The organism is Bradyrhizobium arachidis (assembly GCF_024758505.1).
Lineage (GTDB): Bacteria > Pseudomonadota > Alphaproteobacteria > Rhizobiales > Xanthobacteraceae > Bradyrhizobium > Bradyrhizobium manausense_C.
The window spans coordinates 314,494-338,446 of the sequence record NZ_CP077970.1 but is presented as its reverse complement, the minus strand read 5'-3'; the positions used below and the strand labels follow the sequence as shown (position 1 = coordinate 338,446).

At 63.8% G+C, this 23,953-nt stretch carries 20 protein-coding genes; 16 read left to right on the top strand and 4 right to left on the bottom strand.

The genetic code is table 11. The features are described from left to right. Positions 1-38 precede the first annotated feature (38 nt). The 3 genes from KUF59_RS01620 to KUF59_RS01610 all read left to right on the top strand — a co-directional run bounded on the left by KUF59_RS01620 (position 39) and on the right by KUF59_RS01610 (position 2,401). The gene (locus KUF59_RS01620; RefSeq protein ID WP_212405258.1) at positions 39-452 is read left to right on the top strand and encodes a helix-turn-helix domain-containing protein; all 414 of its coding nucleotides are present in this window, start codon (positions 39-41) and stop codon (positions 450-452) included. A gap of 111 nt (positions 453-563) precedes the next feature. Next, on the top strand, positions 564-1,694 hold the full coding sequence (locus KUF59_RS01615) for a M20 family metallopeptidase (RefSeq protein WP_212456242.1): 1,131 nt from the start codon (positions 564-566) through the stop codon (positions 1,692-1,694). Then, positions 1,691-2,401, top strand: a complete 711-nt coding sequence (locus KUF59_RS01610) for a tRNA (guanine(46)-N(7))-methyltransferase TrmB (RefSeq protein ID WP_212456243.1) — start codon at positions 1,691-1,693, stop codon at positions 2,399-2,401. The genes KUF59_RS01615 and KUF59_RS01610 overlap by 4 nt, the downstream gene beginning before the upstream one ends. 94 nt (positions 2,402-2,495) lie before the next feature. On the opposite strand, the gene KUF59_RS01605 is transcribed toward KUF59_RS01610, so the two are convergent. Next, positions 2,496-3,578, bottom strand: a complete 1,083-nt coding sequence (locus tag KUF59_RS01605; protein WP_212456244.1) for a DUF2336 domain-containing protein — start codon at positions 3,576-3,578, stop codon at positions 2,496-2,498. Positions 3,579-3,919: 341 nt separating this feature from the next. On the opposite strand from KUF59_RS01605, the gene rimP reads away from it, so the two are divergent. From rimP to pnp, 8 genes are all read left to right on the top strand, one after another. Further along, complete coding sequence (rimP, locus tag KUF59_RS01600; RefSeq protein WP_212456245.1) at positions 3,920-4,675, top strand: ribosome maturation factor RimP; 756 nt, start codon at positions 3,920-3,922, stop codon at positions 4,673-4,675. A 2-nt stretch (positions 4,676-4,677) separates the two neighbouring features. Further along, positions 4,678-6,288, top strand: coding sequence for a transcription termination factor NusA (gene nusA / locus KUF59_RS01595; protein WP_212456246.1), 1,611 nt, complete (start codon positions 4,678-4,680; stop codon positions 6,286-6,288). A gap of 23 nt (positions 6,289-6,311) precedes the next feature. After that, on the top strand, positions 6,312-6,995 hold the full coding sequence (locus KUF59_RS01590; RefSeq protein WP_212456247.1) for an RNA-binding protein: 684 nt from the start codon (positions 6,312-6,314) through the stop codon (positions 6,993-6,995). Between the two features lie 86 nt (positions 6,996-7,081). Then, positions 7,082-9,751 (top strand): translation initiation factor IF-2, encoded by a 2,670-nt coding sequence (infB, locus tag KUF59_RS01585; protein ID WP_212456248.1) that lies wholly within the window; start codon positions 7,082-7,084, stop codon positions 9,749-9,751. Positions 9,752-9,908: 157 nt separating this feature from the next. Further along, the gene (rbfA, locus tag KUF59_RS01580) at positions 9,909-10,340 is read left to right on the top strand and encodes a 30S ribosome-binding factor RbfA (protein WP_212456544.1); all 432 of its coding nucleotides are present in this window, start codon (positions 9,909-9,911) and stop codon (positions 10,338-10,340) included. After that, positions 10,337-11,455 (top strand): tRNA pseudouridine(55) synthase TruB, encoded by a 1,119-nt coding sequence (gene truB, locus KUF59_RS01575; RefSeq protein ID WP_212456249.1) that lies wholly within the window; start codon positions 10,337-10,339, stop codon positions 11,453-11,455. Before rbfA ends, truB begins: the two co-directional genes overlap by 4 nt. A gap of 2 nt (positions 11,456-11,457) precedes the next feature. Beyond that, a complete protein-coding gene (rpsO, locus tag KUF59_RS01570) occupies positions 11,458-11,727 on the top strand; it encodes a 30S ribosomal protein S15 (protein ID WP_008540131.1) in 270 nt (89 codons plus the stop codon). A gap of 382 nt (positions 11,728-12,109) precedes the next feature. Further along, positions 12,110-14,266 carry a polyribonucleotide nucleotidyltransferase gene (pnp, locus tag KUF59_RS01565; RefSeq protein WP_212456250.1) on the top strand — a complete coding sequence of 719 codons (2,157 nt, stop codon included), beginning with the start codon at positions 12,110-12,112 and terminating at the stop codon, positions 14,264-14,266. 76 nt (positions 14,267-14,342) lie between these two features. Here the strand turns inward: pnp and katG are convergent, their stop codons facing one another. Beyond that, complete coding sequence (katG, locus tag KUF59_RS01560) at positions 14,343-16,499, bottom strand: catalase/peroxidase HPI (protein WP_212456251.1); 2,157 nt, start codon at positions 16,497-16,499, stop codon at positions 14,343-14,345. Between the two features lie 115 nt (positions 16,500-16,614). Here katG and KUF59_RS01555 point away from each other — a divergent pair, with 115 nt between their 5' ends. The 5 genes from KUF59_RS01555 to KUF59_RS01535 all read left to right on the top strand — a co-directional run bounded on the left by KUF59_RS01555 (position 16,615) and on the right by KUF59_RS01535 (position 20,545). Beyond that, the gene (locus KUF59_RS01555; protein ID WP_212456252.1) at positions 16,615-17,550 is read left to right on the top strand and encodes a LysR substrate-binding domain-containing protein; all 936 of its coding nucleotides are present in this window, start codon (positions 16,615-16,617) and stop codon (positions 17,548-17,550) included. A 15-nt stretch (positions 17,551-17,565) separates the two neighbouring features. Beyond that, positions 17,566-18,030: a GNAT family N-acetyltransferase gene (locus KUF59_RS01550; protein WP_212456253.1), complete on the top strand. Its 465-nt coding sequence runs from the start codon at positions 17,566-17,568 to the stop codon at positions 18,028-18,030. A gap of 113 nt (positions 18,031-18,143) precedes the next feature. After that, positions 18,144-18,956, top strand: coding sequence for a hypothetical protein (locus tag KUF59_RS01545; protein ID WP_258768096.1), 813 nt, complete (start codon positions 18,144-18,146; stop codon positions 18,954-18,956). Positions 18,957-18,973: 17 nt separating this feature from the next. Continuing rightward, positions 18,974-19,786: a hypothetical protein gene (locus tag KUF59_RS01540; RefSeq protein WP_212456255.1), complete on the top strand. Its 813-nt coding sequence runs from the start codon at positions 18,974-18,976 to the stop codon at positions 19,784-19,786. 162 nt (positions 19,787-19,948) lie between these two features. After that, the gene (locus KUF59_RS01535; RefSeq protein WP_212456256.1) at positions 19,949-20,545 is read left to right on the top strand and encodes a glutathione S-transferase family protein; all 597 of its coding nucleotides are present in this window, start codon (positions 19,949-19,951) and stop codon (positions 20,543-20,545) included. A gap of 163 nt (positions 20,546-20,708) precedes the next feature. On the opposite strand, the gene KUF59_RS01530 is transcribed toward KUF59_RS01535, so the two are convergent. Both KUF59_RS01530 and KUF59_RS01525 read right to left on the bottom strand, forming a co-directional pair. Beyond that, the gene (locus tag KUF59_RS01530; protein ID WP_212456257.1) at positions 20,709-21,692 is read right to left on the bottom strand and encodes an ABC transporter substrate-binding protein; all 984 of its coding nucleotides are present in this window, start codon (positions 21,690-21,692) and stop codon (positions 20,709-20,711) included. Between the two features lie 185 nt (positions 21,693-21,877). Then, the gene (locus KUF59_RS01525; RefSeq protein ID WP_249140066.1) at positions 21,878-23,893 is read right to left on the bottom strand and encodes an autotransporter family protein; all 2,016 of its coding nucleotides are present in this window, start codon (positions 23,891-23,893) and stop codon (positions 21,878-21,880) included. Between the last annotated feature and the right edge of the window lie 60 nt (positions 23,894-23,953).

Here is a 23,953-nt window from a genome sequence, read left to right as displayed (position 1 = left end):
TACTTGTTGCCCTGGGTGTGTGTGTGAGGGGTGAGGAGATGTCGAAAGCGCCCAACCCTGTTGACAAATATGTCGGCAGCCGCGTGCGTATGCGCCGCATCATGTTGGGCATGAGCCAGGAGAAGCTTGGCGAAGCGCTTGGCCTGACGTTCCAGCAGATCCAGAAATACGAGAAGGGCACCAATCGCGTCGGCGCGAGCCGCATCCAGCAGATTGCCGAAATTTTGCAGGTGCCGGTGTCGTTCCTGTTCGAGGGCGGACCGAGCGGCACGCCGGGGCCGGACGGTTTTGCCGAGGGCGCCTCGCCCGCTTACGTTTCCGATTTTCTCGCGACCTCCGAAGGCCTCGCGCTGACCAGGGCGTTCACCCGAATCACCGATTCGAAATTGCGCCGCTCGATCGTCGATCTCGTCGAGCAGATCGCGGCCCGCGAGGGTCCCGACAAGCGCTGAGGCGCATGCCTCATTCGGGTTTGAGACGGCACCAAATCTGGCCTATGCCGACATCGGCGCGTATAAGGCGCGCTCCGATGATCGTTTCAACTTTCGAGGCGTAGGCGCCACATGCCATCAAGCAAAAATCCGTTCGACACCGCTGCTATGCTCGAGGGCATCCGCCGTTGGGTGGAGATCGAAACGCCGACCGACACGCCGGACCAGGTCAACAAGCTGACCTCGCTGGTTGCGGATCACCACCGCGATCTGCCGGTGACGCTCGAACGCGTCTCAGGTGTGGACGGCTGCGGCGATCATCTCGTGGTGCGCTCGACATGGGGCCAGGACAAGCCCGGCATCCTCGTGCTCAGCCATCTCGACACCGTGCATCCCATGGGCTTCATCGAACGCCTGCCGTTTCGGATCGACGGCGACAGCGCGTTCGGTCCCGGCATCTACGACATGAAGGGCGGAGCCTACATCGCCCATCACGCCTTCCGCCGGCTGTGCGAAACCGCGGAGCGCTCGCCGCTCGGCATCACGCATATGTTCACCTCGGACGAGGAGATCGGCAGCCCGACCTCGCGCAAGCTGATCGAGGCCGAGGGCCGCAAGGCAAAGTATGTGCTGGTGACGGAGCCCGCACGCGATGGCGGCAAGATCGTCACGGGCCGCAAGGGCGTCGGCCGCTTCGAGGTGTTCATCAAGGGCGTGCCCGCGCATGCCGGCACGCGGCCGGAGGATGGACGCAGCGCAATCCGCGAGCTCGCCAACGTCATCCACGCGCTGGAGGCGATGAACGATCTGAAGCGCGGCGTGTCAGTCAATGTTGGCGTCGTGCGCGGCGGCACCCGGCCCAACGTCACGCCGGAGGACGCCTATGCCGAAGTCGACCTGCGGGTGCCGAGTTTTGCCGATTCCGACGAGTTCGTCGGGAGGATTCTCGGACTGACATCGAAGACCGAGGGCGTGACGGTCAAGGTCACGGGCGAGCTCAACCGGCCGCCCTATGAGAAGAGCAATTCCGGCGCCTCGCTCTACGAGCACGCCAAGGGTCTTGCCGCGGAGCTCGGCTTCGATCTGATCGACACCCACACCGGCGGCGGCTCCGACGGCAATTTTACCGCTGCGCACACTGGAACACTCGACGGCCTCGGCGTCGATGGCAAGGGGGCGCATACCCACACGGAGCAGCTCTACATTTCCTCGCTCGAACCGCGCGCGCGGCTGCTCTACCGACTCTATCAGACGCTGCGATGAGCGAACGCAAATCAGACGCGAGCCGCGCCGACGACGAGCGCGCCTTCTTCGGCCGCCGCAAGGGGCACAAGCTCAGGCAGCACCAGGCCGATCTGGTCGAGAACCTGTTGCCGCATCTTGCGCTCGACATCTCCACCGCGGCGCTGGCTGACGTGCGTGAGATTTTCGATCCCGCCGCGGACGCACTGCGGCTCGAGGTCGGCTTTGGCGGCGGCGAACATCTCGTAGCGGAAGCGCAGATGTTTGCGCGCACCGGCTTCATCGGCTGCGAGCCGTATATCAACGGCATGGCAAAGATCCTCGCGCAGATCGAGGCGAACAATATCGGCAACATCCGCCTGTTCGCGGGCGATGCCGCCGAGCTGCTGGCCTGGCTGCCGAAGGATTCGCTGTCGCGGCTCGATCTGATCCATCCCGATCCCTGGCCGAAGCGACGGCACTGGAAGCGCCGCTTCGTCCAGGACAAGACCATCGCTGCGATGGCGCGCGTGATCAAAAGCGGCGGCGAATTCCGCTTCGTCTGCGACATCGACGATTACTGCGCCTGGACGCTGTCGCATATGGCGCGTTCGCCTGACTTCACCTGGCTCGCCGAGCGCGCCGACGATTTCCGGCTGCCCTGGCCCAGCTACACAATGACGCGCTACGGCAGGAAAGCCGAGCGCGAGGGCCGCAAGGCGGCGTATCTGCGGTTTAAGCGCGTCTAGGATTACGTGCGCGACGGCACACTCCGTCGTCATGCCCGGGCTTTACCCGGGCATCCACGCGCTTGCTGTGCGGGAAAGCGGCTTGGGAAGCGGTTCAGATGGTCTGGCGGGTGCGCCAGAAATTCACGACGCGCTCGGCCGTCGTCGGCATCAGCTTGGTGAAATTCACGCGCGCCGCCTCGATGTCGGCATCGGCCGGCATGCGCTGCGGGCCGTACCAGAGCAGGATCAGGGCGCGCACCGTCGGCCAGCCGAGATTCTTTACACGGCCCAGGATCAGGATCGGATCGTAGCGGTCGCCGGCGATCAGGCGATCGAGCACCGACAGCTTGACGCCCGACATAGCCGACAGCGCCGCAATCGCCTCTTCGTATTTGTGCGCCTTGGCAAAGCCGAGCAGCGCGCTCTCGCCGAGGTGACCCTCGCGATGCAGGTTGAGCACCGTGCGCTGGGCGTCCGCATAATCGCGCCGCGGTCCCGGCGGCAGCGAGGCTTCCTCGATCTCGGTCATCGCGCGCCGGATCTCCATCTGGCGTGCCGGCTTGACCACTTCGGTCAGGCGGCGCCGGATGACGTCGAGCGTTCCGCCGAGGAGATCCTTGAGCTGATCGCCGGAGAGATCGTCGCGCTGGCCGATCTTGAGCGTCAGCACGCCGTCCTTGGAGGCGCGCTTGATCAGCTCGGAATAGCCGCCAGCCGAGAACTTTGCGCCGGCATTGCCGGCGGCGCGACGCACGACGTCGCGATCGCCGCGCTCGACCAGCACGTCCGTGAGATTTGCCGAGAGCACCGGCCGCTCGGTCATCGCCAAGAGATGGCCCTGCCCCTTGAAGCGGGCGATCTCGAGCAGGGCTGCCTCGTCGAGCACGGGCGAGCGGCGCAGCACGGGCGCGGCGACCTGGATTTCATTCTCGCGCGCGAGCTGGCCGACGAGGTGGCGCGGCGCGTTGCCGATCTTGGAAAAGCGTTCGGCGAGATCGATGCGCGCGGCAAGCTCGGCATGCGGCACGAGGTCGATCAGGAGATTGTCGAAGAGATCGACGAGGTCTGGTCGAAGCTTTGCGGAGTCCGCGAAAAACAGATCGGCGATGGCGCGCGCGACGTCGCTGCGCTTGCGCAGATCACCGCGCCTGACGATTTCGTCCAGTCCGGGAATGAGCGACGTGGCTACGGTCATGGAACGCAAACTCGAATCGGGCACGCCGCGGGTACACGAGCAGGCTAAAGTGCACCGCCAGCAGGCAATTTAGGCCTGCTTGATGAAGGAAGGGTTAGGCCGGGACCGCATAAAAAGGGCCCTCGCCCACCGGCCGGGCCTTGTCGGCGAGAGCGAAAAGCGCTATATCCGCGCCAACTTATCTTCTCATACGATCGGTATTGAGAGTGGGCCCGGAAGGACCCGCTCTTTTTTATTACCTGCGTCCAGACGCACTCGAGTGGCCACGGGAACCGATCCCCGAGTTCCGCAAGCCGAGCCGTCAACCAAGCGTTAACCATCGAGCGTCCTTGACCCTGGATATGACCGAACCGAGCCCTGGTTCCACCGATGCCGATCTGCTGGCCGAGCCCCGGCTCGTGGTCGAGCCCGGCGTCGCGGCGCGGGTGTCCGCGATCGCGGCCCCCGTGCTCCAGGGCATGGGCTACCGGCTGGTGCGGATCCGCATTTCCGGGGAAGCCGGCTGCACCGTCCAGATCATGGCGGAGCGCCCGGACGGCTCGATGCAGCTCGAGGATTGCGAGGCGATCTCGCGGGCACTGTCGCCGGTGCTCGACGTCGCCGACCCCATCGATCGCGCCTACCGGCTGGAAATCTCCTCGCCCGGAATCGACCGCCCCCTGGTGCGGCGCTCCGATTTCGAACGCCATCTCGGCCATCTCGTGAAGGTCGAAATGGCCGTCGCCCATGAAGGGCGGAAGCGTTTTCGTGGTACGATCGGCGCCGTCGAAGGCGACCGCGTGCGGGTCACGCGCGACGACATCAAGGCCGGTGACGAGGCCGACGTTCTTCTGGTCATGGAAGACATCGCCGAGGCCCGGCTGGTTCTGACCGATGAGTTGATCGCGGCCTCCATGCGTCGCGGCAAGGCCGAGGCGCGCGAGCTACGCCGCGATCTCGGACTGGAGGCGCCTGCTGCGCCTCACGCCGAGATCAGCGCGAAGACGACCAAGAACACCAGGCCGAAGAAGAAGCCGGCCCCGATCAACACGAAGAAACATCGCCTTGCCGCCGAACGCGCGCGGCGCGGCGAGATCGAGCCTGACGAAGGAGACTAGCCATGGCAGTCAGCGCCAATCGACTCGAACTGCTGCAGATCGCCGACGCCGTCGCACGCGAGAAATCGATCGACCGCGGCATCGTCATCGCTGCGATGGAGGACGCCATCGCCAAGGCGGCGCGCGCACGTTACGGCAGCGAGACTGACGTTCATGCCGAAATCGACCCGAAGAAGGGCGAACTGCGGCTGTCGCGACACATGCTGGTCGTCGAGAAGGTCGAAAACCACTCCAACCAGATCTCGCTGACGGACGCGCAGCGCGCCAATCCCGGCGCCCAGGTCGGCGACACCATCGCCGACACGCTGCCGCCGCTGGAATATGGCCGCATCGCCGCGCAGTCGGCCAAGCAGGTGATCGTGCAGAAGGTGCGCGAGGCCGAGCGTGACCGGCAGTATCAGGAATTCAAGGATCGCATCGGCGACATCGTCAACGGCGTCGTCAAGCGCGTCGAATATGGCAGCGTGATCGTCGATCTCGGCCGCGGTGAAGCCATCATCCGCCGCGACGAGATGCTGCCGCGTGAAGTGTTCCGCAACGGCGACCGCGTCCGCGCCTATATCTTCGACGTCCGCCGTGAGACCCGCGGTCCGCAGATCTTCCTCTCCCGCACCCATCCGCAGTTCATGGCAAAGCTGTTCGCGCAGGAAGTGCCGGAGATCTATGACGGCATCGTCGAGATCAAGGCCGTGGCCCGCGATCCCGGCTCGCGCGCGAAAATCGGCGTGATTTCCCGGGATTCCTCGGTGGATCCGGTCGGCGCCTGCGTCGGTATGCGCGGTTCGCGCGTGCAGGCCGTCGTGAACGAGCTGCAGGGCGAGAAGATCGACATCATTCCCTGGTCGCCCGACATCGCGACCTTCGTGGTCAACGCCCTGGCGCCCGCCGAAGTCTCCAAGGTCGTCATCGACGAAGACCGAGAGCGCATCGAGGTCGTGGTGCCCGACACCAACAACCAGCTCTCGCTGGCGATCGGCCGCCGCGGCCAGAACGTCCGTCTCGCCTCGCAGCTCACCGGCTGGGACATCGACATCCTCACCGAGCAGGAGGAATCGGAGCGCCGCCAGGCCGACTTCGAGAACTCCACCCGCGTGTTCATGGAATCGCTCAACGTCGACGAGGTGGTCGGCCAGTTGCTCGCGTCCGAGGGCTTCACCTCCGTCGAGGAGCTCGCGATGGTGGATGCGAAGGAGCTCGCCGGCATCGAGGGCTTTGACGAGGAGACCGCGCAGGAACTGCAGAATCGCGCCCGCGAATATCTGGAGCAGCAGGAGGCCGAGCTCGAGGCCCGCCGCAAGGAACTGGGCGTCGAGGACGCGCTCAAGGACGTGCCCGGCGTGACCTCGAAGATGCTGGTCAAGTTCGGCGAGAACGACATCAAGACGGTCGACGACCTCGCCGGCTGCGCCACCGACGATCTGGTCGGCTGGACCGAGCGCAAGGAAGGCGGCGAATCGACCAAATATCCGGGTGCGCTCGACGGCATCGACATCACCCGTGACGATGCCGAAGCGATGATCATGCAGGCCCGCGTCAAGGCCGGCTGGATCACCGAGGCCGACCTCGCCAAGCCCAGCGAAGACGCTGAGGCCGCCGAAGACCAGCCGGCTTAAGGGCGAAGGAGGATGTCGCCCGGATGCTCGCCAGCACTGACAGCGAACTCGACCATGGGCCGCGGACCGGCAAGTCCGCGACCATGCGGATGTGCGCGGTCAGCCGCGAGGTGCGTCCGGTCGACGAGCTGATCCGCTTCGTCGTTTCGCCCGCGGGCGACATTGTTCCCGATCTGAAGCGCAAGCTGCCCGGCCGGGGCATGTGGATATCCGCCTCGCGGAAAGTGGTTGCGGAAGCCGTGCGCCGTCACCATTTCAGCAAGGCCTTCAAGCGCGACCTTCGCACCCCACCGACGCTCCCCTCCGATATCGAAGCGCTCCTGGTCCGGAGCGTGACCGAGGCGCTCGCCATTGCCGCCAAGGCCGGCCAGGTCGTGGCCGGTTTTGGCAAGGTCGAAGGTGCCCTGAAGGACGGAACGGCCGAGGTCCTGATCCACGCCAGTGACGGGGCCGAAGACGGAATCCGTAAATTGGACGCAACTGCGCGGCAAAATGCCGGGAATCGCGGCCGCAAGGCGCAAATTCCCGTCGTCACCGCATTGAAATCGGCAGAATTGGATTTGGCACTCACCCGGTCAAATGTGATACATGCTGCGCTGCTCGCAGGCCCGGCGAGCAGGACATTCCTGTCACGTAGCCAGATGCTGGTCCGATACCGGCTGGCGGACGATGACAAGACTGCCGAAACACACGGGCAGGATTTCTGAAGACCAAGTTCTTCTTTAAGAGGGACGACCGCTAAGGACGGTGCGGCAACGCACCCCACTAACAAGATCAGGATTAGGACTGCTGAATGGTTGATACCAAGACCCCTGGCGACAAGAAGCTGAGCGTTCCGAGCAAGACGCTGACGCTCAAGCCGCGCGTCGAAACGGGCACCGTGCGCCAGAGCTTCAGCCATGGCCGGAGCAAGCAGGTCGTGGTCGAGAAGCGCGGCAAGCGCCGGATCGGCGAGGGCGGCGCTCCCGAACCGCAGGCGCCCGAAGTCGCCAAGGCTCCCACCAGGCCGGCGCCGCCGCCGGCTGCTGCTCCGCGGCCCGCTGCGCCGCCCCGCAATGCCAATTCCGGCGTCGTGCTGCGGACGCTGACCGAGGACGAACGCTCGGCGCGCGCCAGCGCGCTGGCCGATGCACGGGTGCGCGAAGTCGAAGAGCGCAAGCACGCCGAAGAGGAAGCGCTGCGCCGCGCCACCCGCGAGACCGCCGAACGCGCCGAGCGCGAAGCGGCTGAGGCCCGTCGCAAGGCCGAGGAAGAGCGTCATCGCCACGAGGACGAGGCCAAGCGAAAGGCCGAGACCGAAGCCAAGAAGCGTTTTGGCGACGGCGAGCAGTCGCAATCTCCCGCGCGCGCCGCGACGGCGACACCGGCCGCTTCTGCGCCGCGGTCTGGAACGACCACGACGCGCCCGGCAACGACCACGCAGCGGCCGGCAGCCCCCGCGGGTCGCGCCCCTGCGGTCGCGGCCGGACCGGACGAGGACGATGGTCCGCGCCAGATCCGCCGCGGTCCGGGCGGGGCCATGCGTCCCGCTGCGGCCCCCAAGACCACGCACAAGCCAGGCCCGCAGAAGCAGCGCGGCCGCCTCACCGTGGTGACGGCGCTGACCGCCGACGACGTCCGCGAGCGGTCGATCGCCTCGTTCCGCCGCCGCACCCAGCGCTTGAAGGGCCACGCCTCCAACGAGCCGAAGGAAAAACTCATCCGCGAAGTGACGATCCCGGAAGCGATCACCATCCAGGAACTCGCCAACCGCATGTCCGAACGCGCGGTCGACGTCATCCGCATGCTGATGAAGCAGGGCGCGATGCACAAGATCACCGACGTGATCGACGCCGACACGGCGCAGCTCATCGCCGAAGAGCTCGGCCACACCGTCAAGCGCGTCGCCGCGTCGGACGTTGAAGAAGGTCTGTTCGACCAGGTCGACGATTCCACCGACACCGAGACGCGTTCGCCTGTTGTGACCGTGATGGGCCACGTCGACCACGGCAAGACCTCGCTGCTCGACGCGCTCCGCCATGCCAACGTTGTCTCGGGTGAAGCCGGTGGCATCACCCAGCATATTGGCGCCTATCAGGTGCTGTCGCCGGAAAGCGGCAAGAAGATCACCTTCATCGACACGCCCGGCCACGCCGCGTTCACCGCGATGCGCGCCCGCGGCGCCAAGGTCACCGACATCGTCGTGCTGGTGGTCGCGGCCGATGACGGCGTGATGCCGCAGACGGTCGAAGCCATCAACCACGCCAAGGCGGCGCGCGTGCCGATCATCGTTGCCATCAACAAGATCGACAAGCCCGACGCCAAGCCGGAGCGCGTGCGCACCGAGCTGCTGCAGCACGAGGTTCAGGTCGAGTCCTTCGGCGGCGACGTCGTCGATGTCGAAGTGTCCGCCAAGAACAAGACCAATCTCGACAAGCTGCTCGAGATGATCGCGCTGCAGGCCGAAATTCTCGACCTGAAGACCAATTCGGAGCGTCCGGCCGAAGGCACCGTGATCGAAGCCAAGCTCGATCGCGGCCGTGGTCCGGTCGCGACCGTGCTCGTCCAGCGCGGCACGCTTCGTGTCGGTGACATCATCGTCGCCGGCGCCGAAATGGGCCGCGTCCGCGCGCTGATCTCGGATCAGGGCGAGACGGTGCAGGAAGCAGGTCCCTCCGTGCCGGTCGAAGTGCTCGGCTTCAACGGTCCGCCGGAAGCCGGCGATCGTCTCGCGGTGGTCGAGAACGAAGCCCGCGCCCGTCAGGTCACGAGCTATCGCGCGCACCAGAAGCGCGAGAACGCGGCTGCCTCGATCTCCGGCATGCGCGGCTCGCTCGAGCAGATGATGTCGCAGTTGAAGACCGCGGGCCGCAAGGAATTCCCGCTGATCGTCAAGGCCGACGTGCAGGGCTCGCTGGAAGCGATTTTGGGCTCGCTCGAGAAGCTCGGCACCGACGAGGTCGCTGCCCGCATCCTGCATGCAGGCGTCGGCGGCATCTCGGAGTCCGACGTGACGCTCGCGGAAGGCTTTAACGCCGCGATCATCGGCTTCTCGGTTCGTGCGAACAAGGAAGCTGCTGCCGCCGCCAAGCGCAACGGCATCGAGATCCGCTACTACAACATCATCTACGACCTCGTGGACGACGTGAAGAAGGCGATGAGCGGCCTGCTCGCGCCGACCTTGCGCGAAACCATGCTGGGCAATGCCGAGATCCTGGAGATCTTCAACATCTCCAAGGTCGGCAAGGTGGCCGGTTGCCGCGTCACCGACGGAACCGTGGAACGCGGCGCCAATGTGCGCCTGATCCGCGACAACGTCGTCGTGCACGAAGGCAAGCTGTCGACGCTGAAGCGCTTCAAGGACGAAGTGAAGGAAGTTCAGTCCGGCCAGGAATGCGGCATGGCCTTCGAGAGCTATCACGACATGCGTGCCGGTGACGTGATCGAGTGTTATCGCGTGGAGACGATCCAGCGCTCCCTGTAAGTCCAAGCCTTACCGAAGCGCACGGATCTTTTTGAACTGAAATTGCGAGACCGCGATGGCCGGAATTATTCCGGCCATCGACGTCTCATTCGTTTCAACAGGACAAACGACAATGCTCGTGTCCCAACGCGGGCACGACGAGGTGATTTCCAGGACAATGCCCCGCCACCACCAGAAAAAGGGTTCCGCGCCCGGCGGCTCGCAACGTCAGTTGCGCGTCGGCGAGCAGGTTCGCCATGCGATAGCCGATATTCTGGCGCAAGGCAGTGTGCATGATGCGGACCTCGAAGGTCACATCATCACCGTGCCGGAGGTACGGATGTCGCCGGACCTGAAGCTCGCGACCATCTATGTGATGCCGCTCGGCGGCCGCGACACCGAGCGCGTGATTGCCGCGCTCGAGCGCAACAAGAAGTTCCTGCGCGGCGAGGTCGCGCGGCGCGTTAACCTGAAATTTGCACCTGACATTCGCTTCCGCGTCGACGAGCGATTCGACGAAGCGGAACGGATCGAGAAATTATTGCGAACGCCTGCGGTGCAGAGAGACCTTGATAAAGATCTGGATTCAGATCGGGAAGAAGAACAATGATCATGAACCCGGCCCACGGCGCGATCGGCACCGAAGACTCCGATTCACGTGACGTGCAGCAGAATAATTTTGGCGAATTGCGCAGCGACACGACGCCGCATCAACAGGACCGCCGCGTCAACAACGACCCGCGCGCCAAGCAGCAGAAGAACAATCAGCCGCGCCGCGATCGGCGCGACGTGCACGGCTGGGTCGTGCTCGACAAGCCGATCGGCATGACCTCGACGCAAGCCGTCGCGGTCGCCAAGCGCCTGTTCCAGGCCAAGCGCGCGGGACACGCCGGCACGCTCGATCCGCTCGCGTCCGGCGGCCTGCCGATCGCCCTTGGCGAGGCCACCAAGACGGTTCCCTTCGTGATGGACGGCCGCAAGCGCTACCGCTTCACCGTGTGCTGGGGTGAGGAGCGCGATACCGACGACATCGAGGGTCGTCCGGTCGCGACCTCCGAGGCGCGCCCGACCAAGGAGGCGATCGAGGCCCTGCTGCCCCGCTTCACCGGGGTGATCGAGCAGGTCCCGCCGCGCTATTCGGCGATCAAGGTCCAGGGCGAGCGGGCCTATGATCTGGCGCGCGATGGCGAGGTCGTGGAGCTGGCCCCGCGACCGGTCGAGATCCACCTTTTATCCCTTGTGGATCAACCAGATAACGATCGAGCCGTGTTCGAGGCCGAGTGCGGCAAGGGAACCTATGTCCGGGCGCTCGCCCGCGATATGGGCCGGATTCTGGGCTGTTTTGGCCATATCTGCGCGCTGCGCCGGACCCTGGTCGGCCCATTCGGCGAAAACGACATGATTCCGCTGGATCAGTTGGAGGCTTTGTGCCATAGAGCCGCGTCCGGCGAGGGCAGCCTCGCCGACGCGCTTTTGCCCGTTGAGACCGCGCTGGACGACATCCCGGCACTGGCCGTCACTCGGGCGGATGCGGCAAGGCTCCACAGGGGCCAAGCCGTTTTGTTGCGCGGACGGGATGCGCCCAATTGTAGCGGCACAGTCTATGTCACGGTGGCAGGCCGACTTCTCGCGCTTGCTGAAGTTGGCAATGGCGAAATCATCCCCAAGCGTGTGTTCAACCTGACCGGCCTGACTGCCAGCCCCGGTCGCAACGAGAGAAATTGACGATGTCGATTGCCGCCGAACGCAAAGCGGAAGTCATCAAGACGAATGCCACCAAAGCCGGTGACACCGGTTCGCCAGAGGTCCAGGTCGCGATCCTTTCGGAACGCATTAACAACCTCACGAACCATTTCAAGACCCACGTGAAGGACAACCATTCGCGTCGCGGCCTCCTGAAGCTGGTGTCGACGCGCCGCTCGCTCCTCGACTACCTGAAGAAGAAGGACGAGGCGCGATACAAGGCGCTGCTCGAGAAGCACAACATTCGTCGTTAAGTTGCTTGCGCGCGCCGGTGGCGCGCGTTTTTGCGCGTGGTTTCGAACGAAAGCACTTTTTTTGAAGGTTTTTGATCGAGGCTGTGCGCAATTCGTGTGCGGGCCACTGATGACCCGCACCCGAGGCATGAACGCGAAGACCGCGATACGGCCTTCGAAAACAAGGTTCATGCCGACTGACAGTCCAGCAGCAATCCGGCCGCTGGGCACAACGGGCAAGGTGCCCGTATGACCCGAAAGGATGGACGCCATCCGAAATCTGAAAACCATGGCAGGATCGCCGGACGCTGATCATTCGCTCCGATCAGCGTCCCGCAATCTTGCGCATGGTTTTTGTTTTTCGAGCCGTCCTTCTTTCGAGAACCCATGAAAGAAGACATCTATGTTCAATAAACATTCAGTCGAGATCGACTGGGGCGGACGCCCTCTCAAGCTTGAAACCGGCAAGATCGCCCGCCAGGCCGACGGCGCCGTGGTCGCGACCTACGGCGAGACCGTGGTGCTCGCCACCGTCGTTGCAGCGAAGGCGCCGCGCGAAGGCGTCGACTTCCTGCCGCTGACCGTCGACTACCAGGAAAAGACCTATGCCGCGGGCCGCATTCCCGGCGGCTATTTCAAGCGCGAGGGCCGTCCGACCGAGAAGGAGACGCTGGTCTCCCGCCTGATCGACCGTCCGATCCGTCCGCTGTTCGTCGACGGCTGGCGCAACGAGACCCAGGTCATCGTCACCGTGCTGTCGCACGACATGGAGAACGATCCCGATATCGTGGCGCTGGTGGCGTCGTCCGCTGCCCTCACCCTGTCCGGCGCGCCCTTCAAGGGTCCGATCGGCGCCGCGCGCGTCGGCTTCGCCAATGACGAGTTCATCCTCAACCCGACGCTCGACGAGATGGTCGACACCCAGCTCGACCTCGTCGTCGCCGGCACCGCCGACGCCGTGCTGATGGTGGAATCGGAAGCCAAGGAACTGAACGAAGACATCATGCTCGGCGCTGTGATGTTCGGTCACCGCCACTTCCAGCCGGTGATCAACGCGATCATCGAGCTTGCCGAGAAGGCCGCGAAAGAGCCGCGCGAGGTCACCACGATCGACAATTCGGCGCTCGAGAAGGAAATGCTCGGCATCGTCGAGCAGGAGCTGCGCGCCGCCTACGCCATTCCGGTCAAGCAGGAACGCTACGCCGCGGTCGGCAAGGTCAAGGAAAAGGTGATCGCCCATTATTTCCCTGAAGGGCAGGAGCCGAAATACGACAAGCTGCGCATCGGCGCCGTGTTCAAGGAGCTCGAAGCCAAGATCGTTCGTTGGAACATTCTCGACACCGGCAAGCGCATCGACGGCCGCGATTCCAAGACCGTACGCAACATCATCGCCGAAGTCGGCATCCTGCCGCGCGCCCACGGCTCGGCGCTGTTCACCCGCGGCGAGACCCAGGCGATGGTCGTGACCACGCTCGGCACCGGCGAGGACGAGCAGTACATCGACGCGCTGTCGGGAACGTACAAGGAGACGTTCCTGCTGCACTACAACTTCCCGCCCTATTCGGTCGGTGAGACCGGCCGCCTGGGCGGCACCAAGCGCCGCGAGACCGGCCACGGCAAGCTCGCCTGGCGCGCCATCCACCCGGTGCTGCCGCCGCATCACGAGTTCCCCTACACGATCCGCGTGGTCTCGGAGATCACCGAGTCCAACGGCTCCTCGTCGATGGCGTCGGTCTGCGGCGCCTCGCTCGCGCTGATGGACGCCGGCGTGCCGTTGAAGCGGCCGACCGCGGGCATCGCGATGGGCCTGATCCTCGAGGACAAGCGCTTTGCGGTTCTGTCGGACATCCTGGGTGACGAAGATCACCTCGGCGACATGGACTTCAAGGTCGCCGGCACCGATCAGGGCATCACCTCGCTCCAGATGGACATCAAGATCGAGGGCATCACCGAGGAGATCATGCGGGTCGCACTTGGCCAGGCCAAGGAAGGACGCATCCACATCCTCGGCGAGATGTCGAAGGCCCTCACCGTTGCGCGCGCCGAACTCGGCGAATACGCGCCGCGCATCGAGACCTTCAAGATCCCGACCGACAAGATCCGCGAAGTGATCGGCACCGGCGGCAAGGTGATCCGCGAGATCGTCGAGAAGACCGGCGCCAAGGTCAACATCGAGGACGACGGCACCGTGAAGGTCGCCTCCAGCGATGGCGAGGCGATGAAGGCCGCGATCAAGTGGATCAAGTCGATCGCGTCCGAGCCGGAAGTCGGCCAGATCTATGACGGCACCGTCGTCAAGGTGATGGAATTCGGCGCGTTCGTGAACTTCTTCGGCTCCAAGGACGGCCTCGTCCACATCAGCCAGCTCGCGGCCAACCGCGTGCAGAAGACCTCCGACGTCGTCAAGGAAGGCGACAAGGTCAAGGTCAAGCTGCTCGGCTTCGACGACCGCGGCAAGACCCGCCTGTCGATGAAGGTCGTCGACCAGACCACCGGCGAGGACCTCGAGGCCAAGGACAAGGCCGGCGAGCAGGCGCCGCGCGAAGCGGCCGGCGAGTAAAGCCTCTCCGCAGCATCAGAAACACGAAGGGCGGCCTCTCGGCCGCCCTTTTTGTTTGTGTCGCGTTCGACGCTGATCAGGCGATGTCGAACCGGTCGAGGTTCATCACCTTGGTCCAGGCCTTGGCGAAGTCCTTGACGAACTTCTCCTTCGCATCCGACGAGGCATAGACCTCGGCAAAGGCGCGGAGCTGCGAGTGCGAGCCGAAGATCAGGTCGGCGCGCGTGCCGGTCCACTTCACCGCGTTGGTCTTGCGATCACGTGCCTCATAGGTGCCGTCAGCAGCTGGCGCCCACTGTGCGCTCATGTCGAGCAGGTTGACGAAGAAGTCGTTGCTCAGCGTTCCCACCTTCGAGGTGAAGACACCGTTCTTCGAACCACCCGCATTGGCTCCGAGCACGCGCAGACCGCCGACGAGAACGGTCAGCTCCGGTCCGGTGAGCCGCAGCAATTGCGCGCGGTCCACCAGGGCTTCCTCGACCTGCATGAACTGCTGCTTCTTGCTGACATAGTTGCGGAAGCCATCGGCGCGCGGCTCCAGCGGTGCGAAGGAGGCGACGTCGGTCTGCTCCTGCGACGCATCCATGCGACCCGGCGTGAAGGAAACCTTCACCTCGACACCGGCGTCCTTGGCGGCCTTCTCGACCGCGGCGGTGCCGCCGAGAACGATCAGGTCGGCGAGCGAGACTTTCTTGCCGCCGGACTGATAGTCCTTCTGGATGGCTTCGAGCTTGCTCAGCACCTTCGAAAGCTGGGCTGGCTGGTTCACCTCCCAGTCCTTCTGCGGAGCCAGGCGAATGCGCGCGCCATTGGCGCCGCCACGCTTGTCGGAGCCGCGGAAGGTCGAAGCCGATGCCCAGGCGGTGGAGACCAGCTCGGAAACCGAGAGGCCCGACGCCAGGATCTTCGTCTTCAGCGACGCGATATCGGCATCGCTGGCGACCTCATGATTCACCGCCGGAATCGGATCCTGCCAGATCAGCGTCTCCTTCGGCACGAGCGGGCCGAGATAGCGCTGGATCGGGCCCATGTCGCGATGGGTAAGCTTGAACCAGGCGCGGGCAAACGCGTCCGCGAACTGATCGGGATTCTCCAGGAAGCGACGCGAGATCTTCTCATAGGCCGGATCGAGGCGCAGCGAGAGGTCGGTCGTCAGCATGGTCGGCCGATGCTTCTTCGACTTGTCGAAGGCATCTGGAATGACGGCGTCGGCGCCCTTGGCCGTCCATTGCTGCGCGCCGCCCGGGCTCTTCGTCAGCTCCCATTCGTACTTGAACAGGTTCTCGAAGAAATTGTTACTCCACTTCGTCGGCGTCGTGGTCCAGGTGACCTCGAGACCGCTGGTGATGGAATCGCCCGCGAGGCCCGAAGCATGTGCGCTCTTCCAGCCGAGACCCTGCTCCTCGAGCGCGCCGGCCTCCGGCTCCGGTCCGACCAGCGACGGATCGCCGGCACCGTGCGTCTTGCCGAAGGTGTGGCCGCCGGCGATCAGCGCGACGGTTTCCTCGTCGTTCATCGCCATCCGGAAGAAGGTTTCGCGGATGTCCTTCGCGGCAGCGAGCGGATCGGGCTTGCCGTTCGGTCCTTCCGGGTTGACGTAGATGAGGCCCATCTGCACGGCGCCGAGCGGCTCTGCGAGCTGGCGCTCGCCGCTGTAGCGCTCGTCACCGAGCCAGGTGCCTTCAGGACCCCAGTACAGTTCTTCCGGCTCCCACACGTCGGCACGGCCGCCGGCGAAACCAAAAGTCTTGAAGCCCATCGATTCCAGCGCGACGTTGCCGGCGAGCACCATCAGGTCCGCCCATGACAGCTTGCGGCCGTACTTCTGCTTGATCGGCCAGAGCAGGCGGCGCGCCTTGTCGAGGTTGGCGTTGTCGGGCCAGCTGTTGAGCGGCGCGAAACGCTGCTGGCCGGCGCCGGCACCACCGCGGCCGTCGGTGATGCGGTAGGTGCCCGCGCTGTGCCAGGCCATGCGGATCATGAGCCCGCCATAGTGACCGAAGTCGGCCGGCCACCATTCCTGCGAATCCGTCATCAGGGCCGTCAGGTCCTTGACCACCGCGTTCAGGTCGAGGGTCTTGAACTCCTTGGCATAGTCAAACTCCTTGTCCATCGGATCCGACAGGCCGGAGTTCTTATGCAGCATCTCGATGCTGAGCTGGGTCGGCCACCACTCTCGGTTCGACGGCGCGGGTTTTCCGCCCGAAAACGGGCACTTCGTCTTATCGTCCATGAATACCTCCTCTGGTGGCGTGAGTACTCCGCCCTGCACCAGGTAGAACCACTCTAAGCACCGCCCGTCTATCAGGTAAAGTTGACTTTAATGATCGCTGCGATAGGATTTTCTGATGATAAATCTGACGCTGCGCCAGCTCCGGTATTTCGATGCGCTGGCGCGTCACGGCCATTTCGGCCGCGCGGCGGAGGCCTGTTCGATCTCGCAACCGGCCTTGTCGATGCAGATCAAGGAGATGGAAGAGGCGCTCGGCGGCCTGCTGCTTGAGCGCAGCGCGCGACAGGTCGCGCTGACGCGCTTCGGCGAGGAACTCGCCCAGCGCGTGCGCGACATTTTGCGCTCGGTTGACGAGCTCGGCGATTTCGCGCGCGCCTCGCGCGACCAGTTCACGGGGCGCCTGCGCATCGGCATGATCCCGACGATCGCGCCTTATCTGCTGCCCACGATCACCAAGAACCTGACGCGCCTGCATCCCGAGCTCGACATTCGCGTGCGCGAGACGATGACGCCAAAGCTGATCCAGGAGCTTGCCGAAGGTCGGCTCGACACCGCGATCCTCGCGCTGCCCGTGTCCGAACCGTCGCTGACCGAGGTCGCCCTGTTCGAGGAGAATTTTTTGCTGGTCCGGCCGGGCACCGACGAGGGGACGCCGGTACCATCAAGGGAGATGCTGCGCGAGATGCGCCTGCTGCTGCTGGAGGAAGGCCATTGCTTCCGCGACCAGGCGCTGTCGTTCTGCAACATGCAGACCTCGCCGCCGCGCGAGATGCTGGATGCGAACTCCTTGTCGACCCTGGTCCAGATGGTCAGCGCCGGCATCGGCGTGACGCTAATTCCGGAAATGGCGGTGCCGGTGGAAACGCGCTCGGCCACGGTGTCGGTCGCGCGCTTCAGGGATCCGCAGCCCTCGCGAACGATCGGCATGGTCTGGCGCAAGACCAGCCCGCTGGCACGGCAACTCCTGCAAATATCCGAGGTGGTGTGCCTGTCCGCGGGCAAGGTGCGCGGGCAGCCTGCGCCCGGATCGTCCGCGCGCAAGCGCGCCTAGGCCTCAGGAGCCGTGATGTCGTCTCCCCTCATCCGTCCCGCGCGCACGGACGAATATGACGAGATCGCGCGCGTCTGGATGGAAAGCTGGGTCTCGACCGGGCTTGCCGAGGCCAGCAATTTCCTGCTCGCCAATCTGCGTGCGCGTATCAGGCGCGAGATCGAGGACGGCTGGAGCCTGTTCGTTGCCGACGACAGCGGCACGATCGCAGCCATGCTGGCGCTGCATCTGCCAAATCACTATCTCGACCAGCTCTTCGTCACTCCCGCCTGTCAGGGCCGCTCGCTCGGCCGGCAGTTGCTGGCATTCACGCGAACGCAACTGCCCGACGAAATCTATCTGCGCTGCGTGCGCGAGAACGAAAAGGCCTGGCGCTGGTACGAGCGCGAGGGTTTTGTGTTCGAGAAGGAGGAGGTCGCCTCAGCAACCGGCTTCATGATGAAGTGCTATCGGTGGAAGAGGCAACAGCACACCGGATAGACAGCGACCTCCGGGTGCAGCTTGCGGTTGTCACGATCCCCACTTAGTGTGGCGTTTCCGATTTCCTCCTGCCTCCGATCCCCCTGGAATCCATGTTTCGATTTGCTGCCTCGGTGCTCGTGCTGCTGTCCTTTCTGGCTTCGGCAGCCGCGCAGACCCCTCCCGCAACCACCGCGCCTCCCGCACAAACCGCAACACCGGCAAAACCTCCTGCCAAGAAGACCGCGAAGCCGAAGACGGCGGCTAGACCCGCGGAGCCGGCGAATGCAGGTTCTTGCGACGTCGGCGTGATTGCAGGGATCGAGGATCTCTTCGGCGTCCAGAAGATCGGCCTAACCGTGTTCGGCAACGACTATGCGGAAGTGCCAGTGTCCTGGGGCCTCGACGATCTTGTCTTTGCGCGGGTGAGGGCCGCAGCACGCACCACGCCGGTTCGACGGATCGCTTACGCCAAGGGCGCGCTCGATTCCTACTACCACCCGAAAGCCAGCCTCTTCCGCAATCGGCGCGAAGAGCTATCGAATCTGATCCGCCAGGTCGCAGGCAATGCCGGTTGTCAGCGCTATCTCGTCGTCATGCGCAGCGAAGGACAGCTTGATGGGACCAATCAGACGCTCAGCGGCGTCGGCATCTTCAACCGGGGTGTGGGTGTGATCGCGTACTCATATGTCTTCGCCTATATCGGCGTGACATGGGTCGACGGCCGGACCTTCGAAATCATGAAGGGACCTTCCGTGACGTTTGAAGGTGTCATGAAGCATATGGCAGACAACTTCGTCTCGAACGAGCTTTTGCGCAAGGTGGACAATTCCATATTCCCGGCAGAAGCTGCTGACGCCGCCAGTAACACAACCCTGCGGGATAATACCCGCGATTTCCTGACACAGCGGCTGGATAAGATTCTGCCACCCTATTTCGCGCAGTGAGGCGCTGAAGTGTGACGATGAACGTTCTCGCTGTTGTCGCGATGGTATCGTACGCGCTGCTGTCGCCGACAGGCGGGCAGGTGCAGCCAACGCCAAAGCCGGACGTGGTCAAGCCCGCGGTCAGGAAGCCGGCAACCACCAAGCCGAGCCGACCGATTGAGAGCGGCCCGTGCCACATCGGCGTGATTCCGGTCGGCGGCGACCTTTTCGTGGTCGAGAAGTTCGGGCCCCTGACCTTCCTGGATAGACGCACGCGGGTCTCGATTGCAGCGTGGGCGCTCAACGACCTCGTCGTCTCGCGCGTTCGCGCCGCTGCACCCGGCAGTTCCGTGAGAGGGATTCCCTACACCATCGAAGAGCTCAGGTTCGGCGGCCGCGAGAAGCAGAGGCCATTGTTTTACAACGCGGCAACCGACATCGGAAACTTCGTTCGATTCCTCGCGCCAAAACTCCGGTGTGAGCGCTACGTTGTGGTGCACCGGAATCCCGGGATAAAGCGGGAGTCCGGCATTGGCATCTCGCAATACCCTTACAATGGGCCCGTAACTCTCTTCGCCATGATGTATATCCGCGTTTATGACGGCGCGACCTTCGAGATGGTCAAGGAGGCTCCGGCTCTGATGACCGAAAATACCTACATGGAACGCCTGCTTCACAATCCGCTTGGAGGACCCTCGCGCGAACTGGATCGCGCGATGTTTCCGGAGAAGCCGGCTGAGGTGGTCAACAATCCGGTCTTGCGGGAGGGCGTCCGCGAGATGCTGACGAAGAGTCTCGACAAGACGCTGCCGGCCTTGCTGCAATCAAGAGCCGCACCGCCGCCACGCTGACCTGCTGCCGATTCGACCGCGCACACCCGCAGCACGCCATTGGGTTGACCAAGATGTCGGCGCGACGAGGTTGCGCACGACTAGGCGTAGCGCATTGCAGATTCGCGGCGGACGCGCGATGAATCGCGCCACGTTCGTTCCGCCGATGGAAGGTCCCGCGCCATGATCAAGCTCTACTGGTCGCCCCGCTCGCGCTCGTTCTCGACGATCTGGCTGATGGAGGAGAGCGGGCTGCCCTATGAGCGCGTGCTGACCGACATCACCGCGGGCGCGCAGAAGGCGCCGGACTATCTGAAGATCAATCCGATGGGCAAGGTGCCGGCGCTGACGGATGGCGACGCCGCACTCGGCGAGGCGGCCGCGATCTGCGCCTACATCGCCGACCGCTATCCGGAGACGCGGCTCGCGCCGGACCCGGTCGATCCGGTTCGCGCGCGCTATCTGCAATGGCTGTTCTTCTCACCGACCTGCATCGAGCCCGCCATCATCCAGATTTTCACCAAGATCGAGGTACCGACCTCGACCGCGGCCTGGGGCAGCGCCACGCAGGTGTTCGATGTGCTCGATGCCGCGCTCGCCAAGGGACCATGGATCCTGGGCGAGAAATTCTCCGCAGCCGACATCACGATCGGCTCGGGGCTGAACTTTGCCGTGCGGCTGTTCAAGATGGTGCCGTCGCGCCCGAGCTTCGAGGCCTATCTCGCGCGCTGCATGGCGCGGCCGGCGTTCCAGCGGGCGGAGAAGATTGCGGCCGGTTAACGCATGATCCGGAAAGTGTGCCGCGGTTTTCCCTCGCGACAAGCGCGGAGCGCGTTTGCGCGGAGATCATCCTCAAATAAAAAGCCAAAGCGCGATGATGATTTCGATGTGGCTGCATGTCGGCCTTGGGCCAACAACGGTCTATCGCATTTGCAGCATGAAACTAGTCGATTACCTCGTCGGCGCCGGTAATCAATGTAGGAGGCACGATCACACCGAGCGCCTTGGCGGTTTTTAGGTTGATGAGCAGCTCAAATCTGGTGGGTTGCTCAACGGGCAATTCGGCGGGCTTTTCACCCTTCAAAATCCGATCAACGTAAACAGCCACACGGCGGGCCATCGCACGCTGGTCAACTCCATAGGAGATAAGACCTCCAGCCTCAAGAAGCTCTCTTACGTAGCCGCAGCTCGGCAGATTACGCGCAAGTGCGAGATCCGCGATCGCTTTCCTGGCCTGAAAGATCAAGCTTTCGCCGTTAGCGACCACCCCTTGCATGCCGAATTTTACCATCGCGTTAAATGCGGGCTCGAAGTCGCTGAGCGAGCGAACCTCGAAACTTTGGGTATCAACGCCGAGCTTGATCCCGGCCTCCGTCGCCTCCTGAACATAGAGGCTCGATATTTTGACATTTGGGTTGATTAGCAATCCAACGCGCGTAACCGTCGGGACGATCTCCTTGAGATACTGCAACCGCTTCGCACTTAGCTGGACGGAAAAATTCGACAATCCCGTAACGTTCCCACCGGGTCGTGCAAAGTTTTCGACCAGGCCGGCTCCGATAGGGTCAAAACCGAACATAAATACTATTGGGATTGTTCTTGTCGCCTTCTTCAAGTGCGCCGCAGCTGCCCCGGCACCAACCAACACATCACACTTTAGAGATACGAGTTCGGCTGCCATCCTGTCGAAAACTTCGGGCACTTCATTAGGAAAACGGTGTTCTAGCGTTATGTTCTGTCCGTCGACGTAGCCCAGCTTCCTGAAACCCTCAACCAGTGACTGATAGTATGGAGTTTCTTCCTCGATGTTCGCGGCATGCCAGAGGACGCCAACTTTGGGGATGCGACCCTGCCGTTGTGCGCGCGCCAGGCGTGGCCAGATCGCAGCCGTGCTGCCGAGCAATGTGATGAATTCGCGTCGTCTCATGTGCTGCTCCAGCCAGAGACCGCTCGCGAGTATAGCAGCTTTTGGGCCCTGTCTGTACCGCGGTGCAGGGCCATGAGCGGCGGCAATGTCGGCTCAGGGTCACAATCCGTCGACGAATGCCGAGCGTGGCGACTTCCGCTTTACCCTTGGAAGGCGACGTTGAAGCGCCGCGGGCTGAAGTCCCTTCAGAGCTTCAACTTGAAGACGGCGAAGCCGGATTGCTGCAGGAGGCCGGAGGATGTCGCCTGCACGCCGTATCTGACGCCGACATCGACCTTGTCGCTGCCGGCGGCGACAAGGCCGAGATTGGCGGAGTAGATCCATGGCGACAGGCTAAGCCCGGTGGTGACAAAACTGCTGCCGCCGCCGGCAAACGCCGAATTGATCTGCAATCCCTGATTCAAGGTGTTGTAGCCGACGCCGACTTCGGCGGTGGCACAGAGCCGCTTCGCGAGCCGATAGACACTCTTCACTCCCGCCGTCACCGTCAGCTCGCGATAGACCTGCGAATCGACATTGAGGCTAAAACCGCCGGCCCCGCTCTCCTGGTAGGCAGCGGAACGAACCTCGCCATAGTCCAGCCGCAGCGACGGCGTGAGCGTGAGATCGGCCGTGACCGGTATCCGTTTCCTGATCGCCGCGCCGCCGTGGCCGGTGGTGGAACTATAGCGTGCCGTGGCGGTGTTGCCGATGAAGGTCAGCGAGCGGCTTTCACCGTTGTCGTTGAAGGCACCATCGAGCTGGCCATCGAGCAGAAGGCCATGGCTGAGCGCGTAGGTGCCATAGAGTCCCAGCTGATAGGAATCGATCGCCAGGCGCTGAGGAACGGCATCGTCACTGCCGGTGATGCTTTGATGCGAATAGGCGAACATGCCGCCGAGCAGCGCCCGCGGCGATATCGACGCATCCGCTCCGGCTGCGATGCCGCCGCCGGAGGCGTTGTAGCCAGGAATTCCGTCCAGACCGCTTTGCCTGACGATACCGCCAAGGGGCTTCATCCAGAAATGTCGCTCCGGCGCAATGCCAGGATTTAGTCCGCTGATGTCGTCGAGGCGGCCGGTCACGGCCTCGCGAACCGCACGTTGCGTGGCATAGGTCGCCTGAGAGGCCGCGCCGGTGAGCACCGGCAAGGTCTGATTGATCGCGTTCGAGAGATTTTGCCCGCCGAGATTGTCGAGGGCGGCAAATCCGGAAACCATGGATCCCGTCCATCCGAGCGACGTGGTCGACAGCCGGTACAGCACATCCGCCGCGCCAAGCCCAACCCGGTTGTTCTGGGCCTGCAACGTCTGGGCATAGGGTTGGACCAGGGACATGGTCGCCAATCCGCCTGTGAGATTGCCGGTGAGATCGTAGGTACTCACGATCATCTGCGAGCCTGATGCATCGCCGCTCGCCGCCCCATAGAGGCTCGTCAGCGTGCCGCGCGACAGCGTGTTGAACAGGATGTTGCCTTCTGACGTCACCGAGCCCAGCAGCGTGAACGTGCCGCCGCCGCTTCCCGCGGGCGCGACGCCGGCGCCCCAGAAATAACCGTTCTGGTAGTTCGTGATGACGAAGCGTCCGGGGGTCGACGTGCCGAAAATGGCGGGGCTGACGATTCGCCATGGCGTGCCGGAGGTCCATGCCCATTGCGGCACCGAGTTCGCCGGAATCGGTTGCGGGGCGGGCGGCGTGAATGTGGCGGGATTGTAGGGCAGCATGTAGGCCCAATGCGTCACCAACAGGCTATCGCCGGTGATCATCTGCATTTCCATCTCGGTCACGCCGTTGATGGATCGCATGTGGCCGAGACCAACGGTCACGGCGCCGCCCGAAATCGGCGTGAACAGCATGGTGATCTGTCCCGCGTTGGTCACAAAGCCCTGGAACGTCGATGTGTCGGTCAGGAGTACCGACCCGAGCTTGAGCTGGGCCACGCTCGTCCCGGTGAATGATCCGTTCGTGGCCGTGCCGATCGACCACAGCGTTTGATCGCCGATCGGAATCGGATTTGAGAAACCGGTCTTTGGCGAGGCATAGGCCAGCAATTGCGCCGTCGGCACATACCAGCTGGTGTTTTGCAGCGTCGCATCCCAGATCGCCGATTGGGCCAGGACAGGCGCAGGGCCGCCGCCCAGCGCCACGGCACAGGCGGCGCAAGCCAAAGTCCTGGCACGAAGCGTCGCATATCCCATCGGCAGAACCGTTCCCCCGCGCATGTCACAACGCCCGCCGCGATGGAGGCCACCGCGCGGCGCGAACCAGGGGTCAGGAAACAG

Excerpts from the sequence above, each read along its gene's own strand:
- KUF59_RS01620 (WP_212405258.1), top strand. The coding sequence starts at position 39 with ATGTCGAAAGCGCCCAACCCTGTTGACAAATATGTCGGCAGCCGCGTG.
- KUF59_RS01615 (WP_212456242.1), top strand. The coding sequence starts at position 564 with ATGCCATCAAGCAAAAATCCGTTCGACACCGCTGCTATGCTCGAGGGC.
- KUF59_RS01610 (WP_212456243.1), top strand. The coding sequence starts at position 1,691 with ATGAGCGAACGCAAATCAGACGCGAGCCGCGCCGACGACGAGCGCGCC.
- KUF59_RS01605 (WP_212456244.1), bottom strand. The coding sequence starts at position 3,578 with ATGACCGTAGCCACGTCGCTCATTCCCGGACTGGACGAAATCGTCAGG.
- rimP (WP_212456245.1), top strand. The coding sequence starts at position 3,920 with ATGACCGAACCGAGCCCTGGTTCCACCGATGCCGATCTGCTGGCCGAG.
- nusA (WP_212456246.1), top strand. The coding sequence starts at position 4,678 with ATGGCAGTCAGCGCCAATCGACTCGAACTGCTGCAGATCGCCGACGCC.
- KUF59_RS01590 (WP_212456247.1), top strand. The coding sequence starts at position 6,312 with ATGCTCGCCAGCACTGACAGCGAACTCGACCATGGGCCGCGGACCGGC.
- infB (WP_212456248.1), top strand. The coding sequence starts at position 7,082 with ATGGTTGATACCAAGACCCCTGGCGACAAGAAGCTGAGCGTTCCGAGC.
- rbfA (WP_212456544.1), top strand. The coding sequence starts at position 9,909 with ATGCCCCGCCACCACCAGAAAAAGGGTTCCGCGCCCGGCGGCTCGCAA.
- truB (WP_212456249.1), top strand. The coding sequence starts at position 10,337 with ATGATCATGAACCCGGCCCACGGCGCGATCGGCACCGAAGACTCCGAT.
- rpsO (WP_008540131.1), top strand. The coding sequence starts at position 11,458 with ATGTCGATTGCCGCCGAACGCAAAGCGGAAGTCATCAAGACGAATGCC.
- pnp (WP_212456250.1), top strand. The coding sequence starts at position 12,110 with ATGTTCAATAAACATTCAGTCGAGATCGACTGGGGCGGACGCCCTCTC.
- katG (WP_212456251.1), bottom strand. The coding sequence starts at position 16,499 with ATGGACGATAAGACGAAGTGCCCGTTTTCGGGCGGAAAACCCGCGCCG.
- KUF59_RS01555 (WP_212456252.1), top strand. The coding sequence starts at position 16,615 with ATGATAAATCTGACGCTGCGCCAGCTCCGGTATTTCGATGCGCTGGCG.
- KUF59_RS01550 (WP_212456253.1), top strand. The coding sequence starts at position 17,566 with ATGTCGTCTCCCCTCATCCGTCCCGCGCGCACGGACGAATATGACGAG.
- KUF59_RS01540 (WP_212456255.1), top strand. The coding sequence starts at position 18,974 with ATGAACGTTCTCGCTGTTGTCGCGATGGTATCGTACGCGCTGCTGTCG.
- KUF59_RS01535 (WP_212456256.1), top strand. The coding sequence starts at position 19,949 with ATGATCAAGCTCTACTGGTCGCCCCGCTCGCGCTCGTTCTCGACGATC.
- KUF59_RS01530 (WP_212456257.1), bottom strand. The coding sequence starts at position 21,692 with ATGAGACGACGCGAATTCATCACATTGCTCGGCAGCACGGCTGCGATC.
- KUF59_RS01525 (WP_249140066.1), bottom strand. The coding sequence starts at position 23,893 with ATGCGCGGGGGAACGGTTCTGCCGATGGGATATGCGACGCTTCGTGCC.